Source organism: Runella defluvii (assembly GCF_014195535.1).
Classification (GTDB): Bacteria; Bacteroidota; Bacteroidia; order Cytophagales; family Spirosomataceae; genus Runella; species Runella defluvii.
Window position 1 is genome coordinate 1 of sequence record NZ_JACIBY010000033.1, and the last position, 16,365, is coordinate 16,365.

At 42.2% G+C, this 16,365-nt stretch carries 9 protein-coding genes; 1 reads left to right on the forward strand and 8 read right to left on the reverse strand.

All coding sequences use genetic code 11. The features are described from left to right. A partial coding sequence (locus tag FHS57_RS30980; protein ID WP_183980585.1) for a beta strand repeat-containing protein occupies positions 1–3,029 on the reverse strand: 3,029 nt, incomplete at its 3' end. Positions 3,030–3,105: 76 nt separating this feature from the next. Between FHS57_RS30980 and FHS57_RS30985 the strand changes: the two genes are divergently transcribed. Continuing rightward, positions 3,106–3,288 carry a hypothetical protein gene (locus FHS57_RS30985; protein ID WP_183980587.1) on the forward strand — a complete coding sequence of 61 codons (183 nt, stop codon included), beginning with the start codon at positions 3,106–3,108 and terminating at the stop codon, positions 3,286–3,288. Between the two features lie 62 nt (positions 3,289–3,350). On the opposite strand, the gene FHS57_RS30990 is transcribed toward FHS57_RS30985, so the two are convergent. The 7 genes from FHS57_RS30990 to FHS57_RS31020 are packed head-to-tail and all read right to left on the reverse strand — an operon-like array spanning position 3,351 to position 16,268. Next, positions 3,351–4,961 carry a hypothetical protein gene (locus FHS57_RS30990; RefSeq protein ID WP_183980589.1) on the reverse strand — a complete coding sequence of 537 codons (1,611 nt, stop codon included), beginning with the start codon at positions 4,959–4,961 and terminating at the stop codon, positions 3,351–3,353. Positions 4,962–4,973: 12 nt separating this feature from the next. Further along, positions 4,974–5,798: a class I SAM-dependent methyltransferase gene (locus FHS57_RS30995; protein ID WP_183980591.1), complete on the reverse strand. Its 825-nt coding sequence runs from the start codon at positions 5,796–5,798 to the stop codon at positions 4,974–4,976. Further along, on the reverse strand, positions 5,788–8,169 hold the full coding sequence (locus FHS57_RS31000) for a YfhO family protein (protein ID WP_183980593.1): 2,382 nt from the start codon (positions 8,167–8,169) through the stop codon (positions 5,788–5,790). Before FHS57_RS31000 ends, FHS57_RS30995 begins: the two co-directional genes overlap by 11 nt. Before the next feature lie 17 nt (positions 8,170–8,186). Continuing rightward, the gene (locus FHS57_RS31005) at positions 8,187–9,134 is read right to left on the reverse strand and encodes a glycosyltransferase family 2 protein (protein ID WP_183980595.1); all 948 of its coding nucleotides are present in this window, start codon (positions 9,132–9,134) and stop codon (positions 8,187–8,189) included. Then, positions 9,127–10,254 (reverse strand): dTDP-4-amino-4,6-dideoxygalactose transaminase, encoded by a 1,128-nt coding sequence (gene rffA / locus FHS57_RS31010; protein WP_183980597.1) that lies wholly within the window; start codon positions 10,252–10,254, stop codon positions 9,127–9,129. Before rffA ends, FHS57_RS31005 begins: the two co-directional genes overlap by 8 nt. Before the next feature lie 37 nt (positions 10,255–10,291). Continuing rightward, on the reverse strand, positions 10,292–11,098 hold the full coding sequence (locus FHS57_RS31015; protein WP_183980599.1) for an acyltransferase: 807 nt from the start codon (positions 11,096–11,098) through the stop codon (positions 10,292–10,294). Between the two features lie 7 nt (positions 11,099–11,105). Then, a complete protein-coding gene (locus FHS57_RS31020; protein WP_183980600.1) occupies positions 11,106–16,268 on the reverse strand; it encodes a Tc toxin subunit A-related protein in 5,163 nt (1,720 codons plus the stop codon). Between the last annotated feature and the right edge of the window lie 97 nt (positions 16,269–16,365).

Genomic DNA, 16,365 nt, shown 5'->3' on the forward strand with positions numbered 1-16,365 from the left:
GTTTGACCAGCTGCGATAGAGACTCCGTCCACGACTAAAGAGACATTTTGAGGGGCAGCGGCACGGTAGTTAATGGTCAATTCAATGGGAGAGGAGTAAGTCACAGGACAGTTGGCATCGCAAGCGGCTTGGTAGCGATGGGGTTGGTTATTGGAAGATTGGGTAGTTGGTGCTGTCGCCGACCATTCGCTCCACGCGCCATTTCCGACTTGGCTGCGCCACAGGGGCGAACCCGAAACACAATTAGCCGAAACATTAAACTGTAAAGTATTGACAGGGTCAGCGTCGGTATCGCAAAGAACGGGGTTGTTGCCTTCATTGAGGGTTTGTTGTAACGCATTGAGGCTGATGGTAGGTTTACCCTGTACGGTTAGGGTCGCCGTTCCTGTTTGGTTTTGTCCGCAGCTTTGGGCATCATTGACGGATTCCAAGGTATAGGTAAATACCCCCGCAGTAATAGTGGTTTGCAAAAGAGTAGCAGTACTTGAGCTACCTGTAGTGGTCAGGGTCTGCTGTGCGCCGCCGTTGATACGGTAGGAGAAAGTATAGGGAGCAGTACCATTGCTTCCCGTGAAGGTAACAAGGGGACTTGGGGCATTTTGGCAGACGTTGGTTGTGCCTGAAATAGTGGCCATAGCCGAGGGTGGATTGGCAAGGCTGGCCGTGGCTGGAGCACTGGTGCAACCTGCTGATGTTATGGTAATGTTGGTATAATTACCTGCGCCCAAAGAGCCGATGGTTAGCTCACCCGAGGCATTGCTGATAAGGGTACTAACTACGGCAGAGTTTCCGTCTTTCTGGTAGCTTACCGAGTAGCTTGTGCTGGCGGCTAAGCCTGTGAGTGGAATGCTACCGTTGGTGCCGCCGCAGGTGGTGGGGTTGGTGGGGGTACCTACACTAAAAGTAGGTGTGGTACATACGGCTTCGTAAGCCCCCATGTCAGGGTTTCCAACTCTTGCTGCACCCGTGATGTCGGTGGTTGGGATGCCCGTGCCAGTAGTTCCTGCATTGATACCAGGGCTACTGATTTGCAATGCCAATCCATCATCGGCGGTGCGATGTTTGCTATCGGCTCCTGCGGGCGAAGCGGCATTGACAAAAAGTGGGTCTTGATTGAAAATATTCCCACTTGCTCCTGCGCCAAGGGCATTATTATTGGCGCTCGTATAGCTACTCTCTGCCAACTGCAAGAGGTTGTTTTTGAAGGTATCGCTTGAGCCTGTGTAAACATCTGCGCCTGCTACGGTGGCACTTGGTGTGCTGCCTTTTTTGTTTCCCCAAAAGATATTGTTGCTCAGGGTATTGGTGCTATTTGAAAGGTAAATCCCGCCGCCGTTGTTGGTTGCCGTATTGTTATACAGCGTATTATTGCTCAGCGTATTCGTGCTTTGAGAGCTGTAAATCCCGCCGCCTTGGTCACTTGCAGTATTGTTATGTAAGGTGTTATTGGTCAAAGTATTGGTGCTATTATTAACAGAAATCCCACTGGAATAAAGGCTGGTATTGTTATAAAGTGTATTATTGGTCAGCGTGTTATTTCCCCAGTCAATTCTGATTCCGGCCCCAGCATAACCTGAAGAATTACTATACAGCGTATTATTACTTAGTGTGTTCATGCCATAAAAGGTGTAAATCCCGCCGCCAATGTATCTGTAAAGCGTATTCCCATTCACTGTAATAGTACTACCCTCACTCGCATTTCCTCCCGTGATAGAAAACCCATCAATCGTCACGCCTACACCACCACTGCTGGCTGCCGAAGCAAGCACCACGTGGTAGGCGTTGTCGGTAGCAATGTCGGCTGTTCCGATGTCGCCACTCAGGGTCGTTACATTGGCGGCAATATCTCGGCTACCCGTAGTGGCATTGTAGCCGCCTTCCATCGTTACCCCATCGGGGATGTGGAAGGTGATATCTCTGCTATTGGAGGTGGTCATTTCTACGCCAGCGTTAAAGGGCTTTCTGGTAGGTTTGTAAGTACCTTGGGCTACTTTGATGGTTTTGATGATATTGCAAGCGTGCGCCACGGCCAAGGCATTGCTGAGGCTGGCGTAGGCATTAGCCCACGAGCTACCGTCGCCCGCACCGCCCGATACCGAGGCATTGACGTAGAGGGTGTTGCCGCTAGGGCAGCCAGGCGCTGCCGCTGTCAGCCCCAGCGTAAAAGGACTCCAAGTACTGACACTGCTCGATGTCAAACTCCCTGTACTGGTGGTACCTGTGCCTGTTCCGCCTTGGTTGAGCCAATTTGCTCCGCTTTTATGCGCTACTTTTACTAAACTAACGTCTGTTAAAGTTGGGGTTTTGTAATCGTCCCAATGGATGGTGACAGCGCCCGTGGCGGTGCTGAGGGGGCTGATGTCCCAGTGTTCTTGGGTGTTGTACGAGGTCAAGGCCGTTGCACTTGCGCCCGTGGTGGCAAAAGTACCAGTGCCAGCGTCGCTGGCATTATATTTGGCCAACAGGCCCGAGCCGTTTGCTGTCAGATTAGTCCCGACTTTCTGGTAGCGGGTGCCATCTCCTACGGGAAAATCGAAGGCCCCCGTGCCTTCTCTGAGCACGTAGCCGTTCACGTGGCTGGTGTTGCTGGGGGCGTTGGTAGCACTCACCAAGCCATTGCTCGTAAAGGCCAAAGGTTCGGCACTGCTGCTTGCCGCCACAATACCACTTTGGAACTGCACTTCGCCATCGGCTTTGAGCGATTTTAAAAGCGAGATGCCTGCCGCGTTGTTGAAGGTTAAATTTTTGACAAGCAAAGCAGCCGTGCCACCGATGGTTTGGGGACTACTACCACTCAAATGGAGTGTGCCATTGTGAGGATTGGACATGGTTTGCTCATTGGTCAGGTTACCCTTGACGTTGAGTGTACCATTGTTGACCAAATTACCCCCACTTTTATTGGTGAAGGCATTATTCACGTGCAGTATTCCGCCCGTGCTGATGCTTAATGTTCCACCATTGTTGTAAAATTGCGCTTGTACCACATAACTGAGCAGCAGAGCGATAGACAAGGTAATTAATTTTTTCATGTTGAATGGTTGATGTATCACCTGTACGCTTGATTAACTAAAACTGTTAGTATGGCTACAAACATATAGCAATAAAATGGATGAAAAATACCTGCTAGCAGGTATTTTTTTTGTCAAAAAAAATGTTAATAGGAAGGATGTTTTTGAATTTTTTTTCGGGATGTCGGGCGGGTACCCAAGGGAAGAAGGGGGGCAAGTGCGTCTGGCAGAGTTGCCCCTTGCCATTAAGCTTTTCCTACTGGCTTTCGGGAGAAGCTAAGTGAACGGACAAACCACTAATTTAGAAATCTGTTTTTGGTTGATACAGTCGCAGTAAGTGGTCTATTTTTTAAGGTTCAAGTCAACTTTCAACTGGTATTTTTCCAAATAGAACCGTTGTAAAGCCTCCATTGGAGCATCAACTAATTGAATATCGTTGCGTTGAAGTAGAGCAGGAGCCAAATTGTCAATATTCCACTGTCGAAGTATATCATTGTATAAAGGTGTGTGAATCAAATAACCAGTTGGTAAGAGATTATGAAGCTGTTCTTGAGGTTTATACCACCATGAAAACGAACCCTCATAAGGGAAAGCAGCTCCCCTGACAACATAAAGTTTCGTAGAATTTTGTTTTAAGTGGGTTACGTTTCGTTGATAAGCAGCCGTGTAAGCACTGTTTTTTAGATGACAGTGGTACAAGGCATACATCTGTGACGTCCCTAATAAAATGACTAATGGCCAACGCAACTTTGTCCAATCGGTTTTGTGTACAATACTTACGGCTGCTGCCAGTAACGCTACAAAAGGAAAAAGGACATGAAAAGGCGTTCGGGAAGTCATTGCTAAAGCGCCCAACAATAGGCATAACCACAATCCCACCCAAAGAACTTGTTTTCGTTGATACTTTACCGAGTATTTCCATAATCCCAATCCAACTAATAACCATACCAAAACATGAGGCCAGTTGTAATATACACTGGACATAAGATGATGCAGGCTTTGGTTCGGTGTGCGCCATTGGCGAATGCCTTCGCTTAAGTGTATTATTTTTTTAGGCGAAAATACTGTTTTATCCACCCAAAACCATCCTTGTAATAAATTCAAATCATTGGCTGTAAATTGCTTATTCTTGATTGTGATACTGTCCAAATTATTGGGGCCATTGACCACTGCATCAATAGCCATTTGATAAGCAATAGATGTTTCTAAAGGTTGGTTTTGCTGGTTTAGATGTTCGTTGAGGTATAAAAGCAAACCTACGATTCCAGCAAACCCAAACCAAAACCTTCGCATAGGTGCCTTCATATAATATCCCAAAACTGGAACTAACAAAATACTGATACCTACAAAAGCTTGCCAACGCACCAACCCAGAAACTAATAGTGCCCCTATTCCGATGAAAAAGTGTTTGAACAGACTTTTGTCTTGCCGTAACCAACTCATCACACTTTTTGTTAAGGACTTCTCTAAATCATCTCGAAAAGGTAACTTGCAAAACAGCCAAAACCATCCAGCAGCACCAAGCCACATAGCTGCTATTGTGAATTGTGGGCGAAGTAGTGCTGTGCAAAAAAACAGTAGATTCCATACTATGGTAGCACTCAAAATTGCTATGGGAGGGAGTAGTTTCCAATATTTTCCTTTAGAAATTACGGCTGCCTGGGCATTGTTTTCTATCAAAAGCTTTGTAATTAATACATTGGATAATACAAGAGCTGCGTACAAATACCAGACATACCAGTTGGGCCCAGGCAAAGCGCCGTACAGCCAAGCCAATATCTCGCCTACCCAACGGTGACTAAAGATTAAACGACCGTCAGGTTGACCTGTCAGATACCCACTTGTTTGAAAAAAAGAAACTACATCGTCATTGGTTTCAAAAGTCAATGAGGTAGTGGCCAGCACCACACCAAATACCAGTACATTGAGGATAAAAGATAAGTATCGTGTCATTATATTTTACGTTTATTTCGCGGGCTTCCTTAGCACGACGCCTTTTCCCAAACTGCGTTGAAAAACAATAAACCACCAACTATCAATCCAGAGCAGTGCATCTGTTATGGCCGCCAAAGCTGGTTCTTTAGTATCGGTAGGCCGTACTTTTAAAACACCATTAGTATCTGTAGTGACATTACGGGCATTTTTTTTTAATATTGATTGCGCCAACCCAGTCCAGTACATTTCTAATAGGCCAACCAACCACCCGCTAAGGGGGCGACAAGTGATTAATTCTAAGCCAGTACTGGCCGCCCATGTCTTAAAATCGGCAGAACCAATAAGATAATTGTGGCCAAACGCATAAGCGCCTTGTGAAATCAGGTTTTCTTTACTGCCAGGTTTGCGCAACAATTGCCAAATACGGTTTACGGGGTCGTAACTCCACGGAAATTCTCGGCAGGGATAAGTCAAAATAGCATAGCCGCCAGGTGCCAGTACACGGTAAATTTCCGACACCATTTTGTCGGGTTGATTCACGTGCTCGATGACTTCGCAAGATACAATGAGTTGAAAATGGTTGTCGGGATAGGTGAGTGCTTGGGCATTATTGATTTCATAGCGAAGGTTGGTTATTCCTTGATTCAATTGAGTGGCATACTGAATATCTGCCTCATTGACATCGCAGGCAATGAGATTACGGCAGTAGCTGGCCAACATGCAGTCAAAATCGCCTTCGCCTGTACCGAGACTAAGCCCTCGTTCAAATGGGTGCGTTTGGGCTAGGTCAGCCACCTGACTGCGAACAAACCGAAATCGGTTTCTGAACGAAGGGAAGAAGTGTTTAAAGTTCATTTAAGTTTCGGTAATGTAGCCCTGGCTTCCACGCTATCATTGTCATGAGCAGGCATAAACTAATGATAGAGACAACTATTCCGATGCGTTGATAAGGGGCTTTGAATTGTACATCTATTTGGTGCGTCCCTGCGGATAATTGTACCCCCATTAGGCCATTAAATACCTTTTGGATGGGCGTTGCTTTTCCGTTTATCTGCATCTTCCACCCTTTGTCGCAAGGGATAGAAAGGAAAAGAATTTTGGGTTTTGTCAGTGTAATATGCCCGACGATATGGTTATGATTGAAAGCGGTTATGGCAAGGGTATCTTGGGTGAGTTGGCGTACCCATTGCGCTACCGTATCTTGTTCGATAATATGTGTTGTATCGGAGATGACTTGATTAGCAATAGTAGGTGATAGATTTGTAGACCACACGTCAGGAACAACGACGGCCTGCAAGAGAGAACGCTGTTTCCGTATTTTGCTAAGTTTTGCGAATTGTGTTTCGGTAATGTATTGATCGTAAGTGACTCCTAAAGGTAGGTTATTATTCATTTTTAACACCCTGACGCCGTTGATTGAATTGACGAGGGTCATACCCTGTGCGATATATGCCGCTTCGTCATGAGTAGATAAGATGTATTTGACAGCGCATAGACGCAAGCCCATTGGTGAATTTATCAAGCCATTGGTGGTGCGTGTCTCTAATTCGCTATCGCTAGTTATTTCACCAATACTTTTTAGAAAACGTACATAATTAGCACTATTAAAAGAGTTGTAGCAGCGAGTGCCACGGTACTCTTGCACTTGAGCATCGTTGTAGCTAAAATGGTGACTGATACCCGAATGGTAGTCTTTTTCTACCCGATAGAAGTCTTTTTCATGCTTACGAATATAGGCCAAAGCGTCGGTTGATGCATCATTATAGCCTTTTTTCCCATACACATCATTGCGGGAGCAGATACTTCGCTCTCCGAGCAGTGGCACTGAAAAACTGATAATTTCTACACTGACAAGGCCCAAAAATAAATATGGAAACAAATGGTAGTTTGATTTTTTTGAAACAGCGTATAACAATGCCCCGTGCAAGCCCATGAATGCTATAATCAGTGGAATACTCGGGGAAATTAAGGTAGTATCGCTTGGGGTCAATCCCCCAATGATGAAGATATATATCCCTAATGAAGCAACAAGCGTGGTTAAATGCACCTTTTGCCCTTGGCAAATAAAGTCTAAGGCACGCATCGCCATGTAGATAAAAATAATGGTCATCAATAAGGCAATTGTACGGTAGTAGTTCCCCATAAATAGCCAAATCGCCTCACGCAAAGAGGGAAGCAGTGCAATCAATGCAAAAGCAAGCAATAACCCTCGGTATAGATTACGTTCACGTCTTGTAATAAAATGAAATAACTGCGGCAACAGGAGTAAAACAATCAACCCACAGTAGAGCATTGGCGCTTCCAAGTAATTGTACCAGCCCTCGTATTTGATAGCCGACCCTTCCATATTGGATGAAAAAAGACGCAGTAAAGTCGTTTTGAATATAGCTATATCAACAATATGTTCTGTTTTGTCTTTCAACAAGCCAGTAATGACTACTTCGCCAGTTCCACGCGGGCTGTTTCGCATCGTGTCAAGATTACTCAACAGCATAAATGCCGCTAGGCCAAGTCCGATACTACCCGATATAACGAGTTGACCTACTTGCTGTAATCGCGCTTTAAGGTCGAATAAAGGGTGTTGACAAGCGTGTATAGCGATATAGATAAGAGTAAGCCAGGCAGCAAAATAAACATCAAAAGAAGAAGAGGGTAGCAAAGCTAAAAAACCGACCGCAATGGGGTAAAGATACCAACGTCTATGTGATAAAAACTGCGCTAAAGCGAACAATAACAACGCAAAATAACTTACTTCTGCGGGAAATATATTGACAATCCATGTTCCATTGGCAATCATATAACTACTAAAAGCATATAATAAACCACCAGCAATGGTGGGTATATAATGCAGCTTGCCACTACGTAGGAAGCCATAAAAAAAGATGCCTGCCAAAAACGTATGCACCAGTTGAATCCAAATCATACCCGCAGGTATATTGTTGCTGAAAAAAAAGTATAATACACCCACTGATACTGGTTCAAACCAAAACGAGTAAGTGTTGCCTCCCATGCCTTTGTAAAAGCTCCATTGCGGTAAATCGCCTGCGAGCAACTGTCGCATTTGTAGCGTTATTTGTGGATAGACGCTGGTGTAAGAGTCTTCACCGATATCCTTAAATATAAAAACGTAATCACCAAATAGAAAATCTCGATATACGATTATTTCTAACATAATGAGAAGCGCAATAAACAGCAGTAGGCTATAACGTGCTCCAATTTCTTTCATGCGTTTGAACGATGTTGTTAGCGTGTGTCGGCTTTGGTTCTATTGATAAGTGTGCGTACAATGTAAATTGGGCGTTGTTTGGTGGCAGCAAAGGTTTTACCGACGTACATTCCGACCACGCCAAGTGTCATCATCAGACAGCCGCTAAAAAACCAGATGGAAACAATAAGGCTTGCATAACCTGGCACAAGTATTTTACCTGCGAAATACCGATATAACAACAGAATTGCATATAAAAACGAGGACAAAGCGATTGAAGCGCCGAATTGCACGGTCAATAGTAGGGGTTTATCGGAGTAAGACAACATGGTATTTAGTGCCAAATTGACTAACTTGAAAAAATGATAGGAGCTAGTGCCTACCGCACGTTCGTTGTGTTGTACGTTAATTTTGGTTTGGCGAAACCCAACCCACTGCACCATGAAGGGAAATGCGCGAATAGGTTCGCGCATTTGATTGATAGCATCAATGCTTTTACGGTTGTAAATACCAAAATTGGCGACCGCGTTATCATACTCTAATCCACTTAAATAATTCAATATATTGAAAAAAACTTTTGAAAGCAGTTTTTTGAAGAAAGTGTCTTTACGATTCATTCGTCGCCCTAAAACAATATCATACCCTTCTTGCGCCTTTTTATATAAATTCGGTATTTCCTCAGGGAGGTCTTGCAAATCGCAATCCATCACTACCACCCAATCACCTTTTGAATAATCTAAGCCTGCACTTATAGCGTGATGTTGTCCAAAATTTCGACTCAGCTCAATACCAATTACGTTTTTATGCGTACTACAAATAGCCTGGATGGCCTCCCACGACTCGGGTGTACTACCATCTTCTACCAATATGATTTCATAATTATGTGTAATTGTATGAAGGCTCCGCTCAAGGCGTTCAACCAAAAGGGGGACTAATTTTTCTCCATCAAATACAGGCGAAATGATTGAAATATGCGGCTTATGCATACAGTTGGCCGATTATTGGTAAGATTTTAGTAGTAATATCTTCTATTTCTAAATCAAAAAATAAAGGTAAGCGTACCAAGGTATTTGTAAAATAATCGCTATTAGGTAAAGCACGGCCATCATGGTAGCTAATATAAAAAGGGCTTGAATGTAAAGAGATGTAGTGAAAAACTGCATGAATATTGGCGTTTTTCAAAGTCGTAATCAGATTATCTCGCTCCTCTAGGTTCTCAAGCGTGATGTAAAAAATATGACCGTTGTTGCTTGCAAAATATGGAATTTGAGGCAATCTAACCCGCCCTTTAGCTGCCAAATCTTTTAACCCGTTGTAATAAACATTCCATAAAGCAAAGCGTTTGGCCTGTATGGCGGCGATGTTTTCCAATTGCGCCCAAAGAAAGGCAGCTGTAACTTCTGATGGTAAAAACGAGGAGCCGATATCCACCCAATTATATTTATTGGTTTCACCTCTAAAAAACTCGGCTCTATTCGTGCCTTTTTCCCAAATAATCTCAGCCCGTTCTACAAAACGCTCGTCATTTATGCCCAATAAGCCGCCTTCGCCAGCGCTAATATTTTTTGTTTCGTGAAATGAAAATGCCGATAAATGCCCAATCGTTCCTAACGGTTTACCTTTATGATAGCTATCAATGGCCTGTGCAGCGTCTTCAATGACGATAAGGTTATATTTATCGGCCAAAGCCATAATTTTATCCATATCGCAGGCAACCCCCGCGTAGTGTACGGGTACTATCGCTTTTGTACGTGGTGTGATTAGGCTTTCAACCGCATCCGCATTTATATTTGGGTTGTCACTGTATGAGTCTGCAAAAATAATTTTGGCACCCTGCCTTACAAAGGCCACTGCCGTAGAGACAAAAGTATAACTCGGTACGATAACCTCGTCGCCTGCTTTTATATCTGCCAAAATTGCGCACATTTCCAGGGCATCGGTGCAAGAGGTCGTCAAGAGCGTTTTTTTAAATCCGTATTTGTTTTCAAAATAAGCCTGACATTTTTGGGTAAACATCCCATTGCCAGATAATTTGCCCATACGAGCGGCTTCTTCGATATAGTGGGTTTCTTTACCCGTAAGGTAGGGCTTATTGAATGGTATCATTTACAGAAAGTTTTTCAGCTCACCAATTAAAGGCGCACTAATGGTGCATCATTGATGATTTTGGGCGCATAGCTGGCACAAATTTGGCTTTTTCGGGCAGGAACCAACGCATCAGATTTACCTCAGCGGGATGTCCTGTTTTTTTGTATTGTCGTTCGTGGACGGCAAAATAGGTGCGATGATCGTTCCATTCAATGGCTTCTACGGTTTCTACTAATACAATCTGGTGCATATCAGCATTGCATTCCGCAAGATACTGACGCATTTTATCCATTTTTTCGGCAATGGTCACTGGTGCAAATTGCGGACCAATACGGTCGGAAATGGACTTTGCAGGATTACCTGCATACACCGTATTGGGTGCCATATCCTTAGTGACGACCGAGCCGCTCATCGCCATTGACTTGTCGTGGGCTGTGATGGGATATACGATACAACCTGGTCCGATATACACATCCTGACCAATAGACAGGGGTTTCTCACTCAAAAAGCGGCAGCCTTCCAGGGTATCCCCGTATTTGATATGGCTCCATAGCTGCGATTGAGCCCCGATACCGCAATTGTGCCCGATGCTTAGGCCGCCAATGCTGTCCAAAATACAATATTGCCCAATCCAGGCATTGTGGCCGATGTGGCAAGGCAAATAGCCATGTATATTGGTATGGTGGTGTATTTTACCGTAATCGCCAATCGAGAACTCATCGCAAATGATCTGTACATCCTCGCCAATGTAGGTGTAATCCCCAATGACAATGCGCTTTGCCGGGCCGTTTAAGCCTCTGATCCGGGCGGAGGGGGCAATAGTAGCCCCCTGGCCTATGATGAGTTCGTCGCTTTGAAGCATCTTGTTCCTATTTTACTGTAAACTTGATGTTCAAGATCACATCTGAAATGTTTTTATCTTTCGTTTCTTTCGTTTCAGGAAACTTTAGCGTCCAAGCATTCTTTTGCTTCTCTTCTTCTGTGTTTCCTTTCTCTATTTTCAAACCTTCAAACGGTAGATAACGCCCATCATTCATTTCATCTATGAAAACGCCCATGTCTTCGATGCCTCTTGAAATAGTAATTTCTTCTTTTGTATGAGTATGTTTTAACACAGCCCCAAAAGTTTCATAAGGACCAACGACAGCAGGAATGGAAACAGCAATGGATTTGATTTTGACGATAGATGAAACGTCTTTTTTACCAAGACTTTCCAAATCAATATTAAACTTTAATTCTGCGGGCTCTTTTTTTGCTATTTCTGTATCAAAAGAGGCAGCAGCTTTCTTGTTCATCAAGTCTTTCAGTGAAATAATGCGTTCTACTTCCTGTCTGCGTTTGTTTTTAGTGAGATAAGCATCGTGCATCCGCAACAAAGCCAATTTCAAGGTTTCGCCCGCCAACAAACCTTTTTTAAGGCTGTTCCAAGTATTGGAAGGGATAAAATTGTCTTTTTCATCTAATTCGTATTGATAGGCTTCTTGCAAACTGTGCAGTGCAGACAATGCCAGATTGTAAGCACTGAAGTACAAAGAAGACATTTGCTGGCTCATCCAAGTGTATAATTCAACATTGGTGAATTTGTTATTGAGATAAGTTAGCACTTCATTGGCTTGTTTGCTTTGCAACTGATACTGCTTATACCCTTCTTGAGCCAATTTCAAGCGAATTTTGGCAGTTTCTATACTCACCTCTACTTGTTCAAGGTTTTTGGCTATCAAGTCTTTTTGGAAATTCCATTCTTGTTCTCGACGAGTATGTTCAGCAGTAATCTGAAGCATTTGCACACCCGTTTGTTCGACTTGTGCCAATTCACTATAAGTAGTTGCCATTGATTCTATTGCCGAGCCAAACTGCATCCCCCCATCTGCTAGACCAAAAATATTGGGCAAAAGATGTGAAAAGGCTGCGGCATAACGGGTAACGGCTGCAAACTTTTGTGCCAATTGTGCTTCGGCAAGCCCAAATAAAGCCTGATTTTCTTGTATTAAATTCCCCTTTGTTATTAAGTCGTCATAATGCTGCTGTTGCAAGGTCATACTGTCCTTATTTTTCTGCATATTTTGCAATTCTTTCTCTGCCTCTTCGATATGGTAGAGATAGGTTTGCTCAATCAGGTTTTGCATATTGACTTGGTGCGTGGCTTGCAGAATTTGAAGCTGCTCGTGGTCTTTTTGGTTGAGTGCATTGTACAATTGCCCGCCAAATTCCACGACTGTATGTATGATAGACTCTGTATGTGGCATCAAATCCCTAAAACGATAATGCGGTCTGTTTTGCGTCAAATTGCTGGTATTATACGGATTGATGCCCCCATTTTGAGCCGCTACCAACAAACGGGCAGGGTCAATCGCCGTGCCATAGGTAGAAGGCATTTGGCGTTCGCCATTGATATTGAAGCCATTGCGGAGTTTATAGAGGCGGTCTTGCAACCGTGTCCACAGTTCTTGTGGTTTTGGGTTTGTGGGTATTTCAAATTTGGCTTTGTCGTAAGTTCTCGAATGATTGTCTTTGGTCAATTCAGCCATTCGATCTTTTACTACAGGCTCTTGACCCAGCAGATCTTCTGCCTCAAAATAGCATTGCAGGGCAGCACTCAAGCCTTCCCAGGTGCTTTTTCTAAATTCGTTGTCGCCTTGTTCAATCATACAATTGATATAGCGCATCACAGTCCAGCGTTTGTAGATAGAAAAATCTGCGGTTGCCAGTATGTCAGGGTCGAAGGAATAATCTATTTTTTTACCTGAACTGTATTTCTTAAAAGGCGAAAACTTCCAAACGTCCTCCTTCTTTTCCTCATTGATACCTATTGGATTAAAGACATAATGATACCATTTTTTGGCTTCATCAAATTGCAAATCATGAACGAATAACTCGGCTACTGCCATCGGCAGATGGAAAAATAGCTCACGGTAGTAAAGATTAAAACTGGCTTTTACGTCATCATCAGTAATTGTATTTGAAGGTGTTTTTTCCATAACCGCAAGCCCATTTGCATGACCTTCGAAGCGCAAACCCATCATGGTGTCTTTAAGGGTATCCGCAATATAATTTGTGGGTAGATACTTTGTACAGGCGCCTTCATTGATCGGAGTGTTTATTTTGTTCTCCCAACATATTTTCAAATCACTACCTATCTTACAATCATAAGAAAAGTATTCTTTAATGGCTCCTAATGATAGGTAGAGCTGAGTGTCTATTCTATCTGAAGTATTCCAATTATATATCCTACGCTTCTCCACCTGAGAATCACTACCCTTGTTAGGTATAACCCATGACCAATGCTCCATAAACTCCTCAGTACTGTTCGTAATATTGGTAAGCGTTTTGGTACTTGACCAAGAATCATCAATATTCTGATAGATGTATTTTACAGATACAGCGTATTTTTTTATTTTTTTATTGTTATCATCTGTCTCTGTAATTGAACTGAATTCATTCCAGAAAATATGCCAGCGATTCCAACAGTAATAAGCCTTGATGCCTTCTTTAGCATTGATTTGTACTGGGATTTCTTTCCATTGCGTCCAATGAATTTTATCTTCATTGTTATCTTGATAGCAGAAATAAAAACTATTCTCTTTGGTCACCGATTTGGATATCAAAAAGGTTGTAATCACTCTTTTACCGTCGAAGTGCGGAGAATAAGTTATACATTTTTCCACCTCTACAATCGGGGTATTCATCAAATCAACCCATTCATCTAAGTAATTCAAGACTGCATTTTTAGCATCTTCTTTGGTTAGTTCATTAGAGCGTAGGGCATCTATTGTTTTTTTGAACAAGTCAGTTGCCGTGCTGCGGGCTTCCGCTTGCAGATAATTTTCAGGAAAAACTTTGAGGATTTCTTCTGCTTGCCAGATACGGAAAGAAGATAGACAAAGCCATTCATTAGGCGTAATCGCAGCGAGTGCAGCTTTACCTGCTTCGTCTAATTTTTCTAAGCCGTTTTTGCAGCGCATCAAAAAGGTCTGTACGGCATCGGTTGCTTCACGCAAAGGCGTGATGTCCATTTTACCCGACATTTCTACGTCTATGAGTAGGTAGTCGGATAAATGGTCAACAGTATCTATGCCTTCATACTGCTTCGCAATATTACATAAATGATGACCTGTTAAAGTGTCTCTTTCCCGCTCTAATAGCGTTCCCCAGTGTTGTCGAAAGGTTGAGAAAATAGGCGTTTTTTTCTCTTGTTTTAATTTTGTAAACCAGTCAGAATACCCCCCATCTCTTCGAACTGTTGTTAAAAAAATATCTTGCAGTTCGAGATATGTCAGGTTGATTTTTTTTGCCAATCGCTCAATTTGAAGCAATCGGCTAATATATCCGAAACTTTCTGTGGCAAATTTGTTGTTTTGGAACTCTTTTCCATTTTCTAATACTTCTTTTGGCAATTCAAAAACATTCAATAGTTTTTCATTAAAAACGATTAATCCGTTGTTATTTTTAGTTTGGCTTGTGTTTACCCACTCCATTCTAAAATCGCTTTTAAGTGCAGTAGTCAAAGGATTATAAATAGTGGCAAATTGTAGAACATTTTCCGCTATTTCATCAGTCATTACTTCTAAATTACCATTTCCATCTTTTGGCAAGATATACTTTGCAAGATATTCTATTCCTGCATCGTCTATCTGTAGCTTATCTACTAATAAGGCGTAAGGAATAATGGCATGAAAAAAATCGCTCACAGCAATGTATTTTGCGCCTTCCTTTATTTTTTTCTGAGTTTTAAGTTTTTTTTCCTTAGTTTTATCATGAGTAACATATAATAAATCATCGTCTAATAAATCTTTGGTCATTTTTTTATCCTCCAAGCCATTTATCAGATTAATTAAATCAACGCTGTGCAGCCCTGCAAAAGCAGCAAATTCTTCTATCCATTGTTTTAACAAAATGGCATCTATTTCTGTAACTTCAGTAGGGAGGGTATACTTGGCTTTCGTATCGTTTAACTTTTTGTTTAGGTCAATCAGAAATGAAATTAATTTTCCATCTTCTATTTTCAATTTTGCTGTAAGTAAAGTGCTCCAATAATCTGTAAGGCTCACCTGTAGTGTTTCTAATAACTCTTTATTTTTTTGCGCTTTAAAAAGGACAACCTCTCCTTCCAAGCCTTGTATATCAAGAAATAATGGTGAAACGCTTAATTTGGCAGCTATCTCAATGAGATTTCCCGACCTTATTGATTCTACTAAGTTTTTGGGTTGCATTCCCCATTTTCGAGATAAATAATTCAGCTGCCCCACGGCTCTAAAACTGGAATGATAATCGCTTTCATAATCCAAGCTTGGATTATTTAGATAGGCCAATACTGCGTATAAGTCCTCAAAAGACCAACTCGTCATGTACGCCAAATCTAAAAATCTATAAAGCTGATTTTTTTGTACATCCGATTGTTGTATGAAAACAAGCTTGCCATCTTCTTTGGATAATTTTTGAGGCTTTGTTGAATCTTTATTGATGTATAACTTCAGTAGCTCCACATCGTCATTTTCATCTAAGCCATTATAAATCAATTGATAGAGTTTGTCTTGGTCTATATTTGCTATCTGACACAATTCTTTAGGGCTAAGTTTATCATTGTAAGTTGATTCCAAGCCTATAAAAGCACAAAATTCTCCTTGCGCAAGTGTTGATTCATCTCCAAAAAGGCTGACAAATTCGGATAGGGAACTGCCAAAGGTTTTTAGGCAAACATTAAGTTTTTCCAAATTTGAATGGCGATTGATATAGTGCCCATATTCATACTTTTTATTAAGGCTGTTTAATCTATCATTCACAATAGAGAGATAAGGCACATCTTGGTCACAATTATCTTGTGTCAGCGTGAGCGTTGCTAAATCTGGTCTGCGTTTTAAGAGTGAGAAATCCTCATTTGCAGGCGTTAATGGCTTTGCTTTCTCCATCAAATATTGAAAATAAGCCCCTGCCCCAAAGGTGCTGTATGCCTCGGTAACATTGTTAAACTCAGTGTTGGGAAACAGCGTCATGTAGCCGACTTCCTTGTTAAAAGCTTCATTTTTGTTTGCCATGGTGTTTGAAATTTATGTTGTTGTTCAAAAAAGGTTAAACGTTGAAAATAGGTTAAAAAAAGGCATTGGGTAATGTGATACTGAATGCCTTTTTTAG

Bases quoted from the DNA above. Each gene is read 5' to 3' on its own strand.
- FHS57_RS30985 (WP_183980587.1), top strand. From the start codon at position 3,106: ATGGATGAAAAATACCTGCTAGCAGGTATTTTTTTTGTCAAAAAAAAT.
- FHS57_RS30990 (WP_183980589.1), bottom strand. From the start codon at position 4,961: ATGACACGATACTTATCTTTTATCCTCAATGTACTGGTATTTGGTGTG.
- FHS57_RS30995 (WP_183980591.1), bottom strand. From the start codon at position 5,798: ATGAACTTTAAACACTTCTTCCCTTCGTTCAGAAACCGATTTCGGTTT.
- FHS57_RS31000 (WP_183980593.1), bottom strand. From the start codon at position 8,169: ATGAAAGAAATTGGAGCACGTTATAGCCTACTGCTGTTTATTGCGCTT.
- FHS57_RS31005 (WP_183980595.1), bottom strand. From the start codon at position 9,134: ATGCATAAGCCGCATATTTCAATCATTTCGCCTGTATTTGATGGAGAA.
- rffA (WP_183980597.1), bottom strand. From the start codon at position 10,254: ATGATACCATTCAATAAGCCCTACCTTACGGGTAAAGAAACCCACTAT.
- FHS57_RS31015 (WP_183980599.1), bottom strand. From the start codon at position 11,098: ATGCTTCAAAGCGACGAACTCATCATAGGCCAGGGGGCTACTATTGCC.
- FHS57_RS31020 (WP_183980600.1), bottom strand. From the start codon at position 16,268: ATGGCAAACAAAAATGAAGCTTTTAACAAGGAAGTCGGCTACATGACG.